This is a genomic window from Halopenitus malekzadehii (assembly GCF_900108505.1).
GTDB classification, from domain to species: domain Archaea; phylum Halobacteriota; class Halobacteria; order Halobacteriales; family Haloferacaceae; genus Halopenitus; species Halopenitus malekzadehii.
Window position 1 is genome coordinate 1 of record NZ_FNWU01000039.1, and the last position, 2823, is coordinate 2823.

General features: G+C 54.1%; 3 protein-coding genes. All 3 read right to left on the bottom strand.

Annotated features, from left to right (window positions below):
* Positions 1 to 168 precede the first annotated feature (168 nt).
* The 3 genes from BLW38_RS15585 to BLW38_RS15595 all read right to left on the bottom strand — a co-directional run bounded on the left by BLW38_RS15585 (position 169) and on the right by BLW38_RS15595 (position 2426).
* Entirely contained in the window at positions 169 to 1005 is an 837-nt protein-coding gene (locus BLW38_RS15585) for a hypothetical protein (RefSeq protein ID WP_143040927.1), read from the bottom strand.
* Between the two features lie 146 nt (positions 1006 to 1151).
* Positions 1152 to 1925, bottom strand: a complete 774-nt coding sequence (locus BLW38_RS15590) for a CPBP family intramembrane glutamic endopeptidase (protein WP_143040928.1) — start codon at positions 1923 to 1925, stop codon at positions 1152 to 1154.
* A 129-nt stretch (positions 1926 to 2054) separates the two neighbouring features.
* Positions 2055 to 2426 carry a hypothetical protein gene (locus tag BLW38_RS15595; protein ID WP_092818105.1) on the bottom strand — a complete coding sequence of 124 codons (372 nt, stop codon included), beginning with the start codon at positions 2424 to 2426 and terminating at the stop codon, positions 2055 to 2057.
* Positions 2427 to 2823 lie beyond the last annotated feature (397 nt).

Sequence of the window (2823 nt, forward strand, 5' to 3'; positions counted from 1 at the left end):
TCGGCGACGAATCCTCCGCAAACCGGGACGAGAAGCACTGAAACAGATTATCCGAGAAGTTCTCTGACTCACCAACAATGTACTTCACAAGAGCGTTCGTATCTCGAGACGGATGTTCTCTGCACCGTTCACGTCAGTGTTGAACGCCTCATCACACGATCGAGACGATCAAGCGCTGTATGCGTACCAGAGTAGTATCAGCCCGAAAAGTCCGAACATCGCCCCTGCGTACAACGCGACAACCTGTCCATCCCCCGGTGGAACAATCAGCCAAAGAAGTGGACCCACAGCGATCAGACCGAGTCCGAACAGTCCGAAGATGAGTCGTTCCGTTCGATCAATCGTCGAGTGTTCCCGTTTCGAAGCGTCTGGAGCCGTCTCAATCAGATTCGAAACGACATCCAAACAGCTGGATGGGAGGACGATAATACGGGGTGCAGTCGGAACACCTCGCGTATATGAGAGCCAACAGAGTACAAACGTGTCTATGGAAACTGCCCGAAATGCGCTGACTGCTTCAAGCGGAACCTCAGTATCGTCAATGACGAGCGTTCCCTCCGCCCAGTCAGCATACCCACTCGTCGGAAACGCTGCGGTGAGGACGACCGGCACCCAACTGGCGATGAACACCGCGAACGGTGCCATAGGATGCAACTGCGTGCTTCCAAGAAGAACGAGTGCGCCAAAGACGCTCCCGATGGCGAGTCCTCGCCACGAATAGCGGTTCCACAAGGAGTCAGTGGCGTTCGTATTGAGTAGGGCCGGAAGATAGCGACGAGAAAGCAGCGCCAGTGCCGCGAAGGTAACGACCCCGACTGCTCGAGCGAGGTCACCATCCAGCAACGCCGAGCCGACTAACCAGAGTAACAGCCCACCAGCCAGTATAGCGATACCACCGAAGATACTGGGACTCACATACGCGAGAGTCTGTAAGAGAAGAGAATCAGTCACGTCAAATTCCCATTTGATCGTGACGTCATCCGCATCAGACGTCTCCTGTTCCATCATTTCACCGACGAGAACTCTGTCTGCAGAACTAAACATACTACCGATGAAAGACTTCGGATTAGTGACCAGCTGTTTCAGACGATATATACCTGAATCAGCGATTCCGTGCCGAACGACGTAATCGAAGGAGAGTATTCGTACGACTAAACCGGAAGGATAGAGAGCACGATCTCGTGTAGTGCAACGGTCCATACCATCGCGTGTGTGACCGCCGTGACTAGGAGATTCTCCGTGCGTTCGTACGCATATCCCCACGCTAATCCCGGGATTACCGTGTCAATTCCCCAGTAGAGACTGCCACTGAAGCTCACACCCTGGGTCATCAGTCCGACGAGGAAATGCATCATACCGAATAGCAGCCCACCGAGGATCACGACACCGAGCGTATCGAACGCAGCGCGAAGCCGACCCTGAACGAGTCCGCGGTAGACTAGCTCCTCAGCTGGTGCAGCAAACAGGTACATACTGATGAACGCGACTGGCCAAAGCAAGGGGCGTGTTTCTAACGCGAGTTCCTCCATTCCAGTTCCGGGTTGTGGATGCGGGAGTCCGACCGCAGCCAGTATCGGAGGAAGAACCATCCCCTGTGCTGCAAAGAGAAGCGGCAGCCCCACGATCCAGCCGATGTCTTCGACTGTGGGCCATCGGATCTTGACATACCTGTTCCAATCACCCTGCCAGAACAAGTACGCGCTAGCGAATCCAGCGAACCCGACCTGGATGTAGTTCCATTGTAGAACGCGAACGACTGTAGACTCGGTGAGATCAAACAGTGAGACGAGACCGCCCATCGAAATGACGCCGATCAATCCAGCGAGCAACGCACCAACAGTGATCCCGAGTCCAGCGAACGCCGCACGAACTTGTCGACCACGTTCGGTCCGCAAAACAGCCGTGATCTCGGACGGAACACTCACCCTGAATCACGCGCCGACACAACACTCAAGCAGGCTAGAAGTCGACACGAACGAGTTGATGCCAACGGCTCTCGGCGATCGTCTCTCACACTCGCTGACTCGGAGGGTGTCATAGTTGCCGGGTGGCGATCAGGAATACAGGCCCTCAGTGAGGCTGAGAGCTCCGTTGCCGATCTCGATAACAGCCGTGTGATCGGGGGATGAATCGATTCGGTAACGTCTGGATGCTTCCTGCGTATTGTCGAGAGTAACAACGATCTCATAATCGTCACTTGGGAGGAGGTCACATTCGCTGACGGTCTCTCCCGGCTGTAGGTAGTATCGATTTTGAAACACCGTCTCACCGGCCTGCGTGAGGATGACCAGTGTAAGGTCATATCCTCGCTGGTGATCGTAGTTCCGAATCAGGACGTCTTCAGTCCTCCCCGGATCAAAGACTTGCGTCGTATCTTGTAATTGACCGTGAGATCGTGGATGATTTAGATCTTGCTGGGAGGGCATACTAGATCCATTCGTTGGAGACGAGAAAAACATACTCTAGGCTTAAAAACCGATTTCAGCGATGTGCCGTGTGTGGCTGAACAAACGCTTCTTAGTCGATGAGTGACGATCTCAACGAGTCGACGAATACCTGTAAGCGACCGAGCGGGATTACGGAGCATCGAGGAGAAAGCCTCGCGCTTTACAGTAGTTGCCGAACCTGACTGAGGCTCTTGATGCTGGGCTGTGTTGGTCAACAAATGGTCCAGACAACTGAGGCGAAACAGGTCTGTCGTGCCGCGTCGACGCTGCTGTTTCCAGAGCTCGAATTCGGCGTCAAACCGTGTGGGAAGTACACGAGAGAGGATTTCTTGGAAATTCTCTCTCGGATTGCTTTCGATCAGGAGTTCGCAAATAC

What these genes read in the sequence shown, in the direction of transcription:
- BLW38_RS15595 (WP_092818105.1), bottom strand. Translation starts at nt 2,426, where the DNA reads ATGCCCTCCCAGCAAGATCTAAATCATCCACGATCTCACGGTCAATTA.
- BLW38_RS15585 (WP_143040927.1), bottom strand. Translation starts at nt 1,005, where the DNA reads ATGGAACAGGAGACGTCTGATGCGGATGACGTCACGATCAAATGGGAA.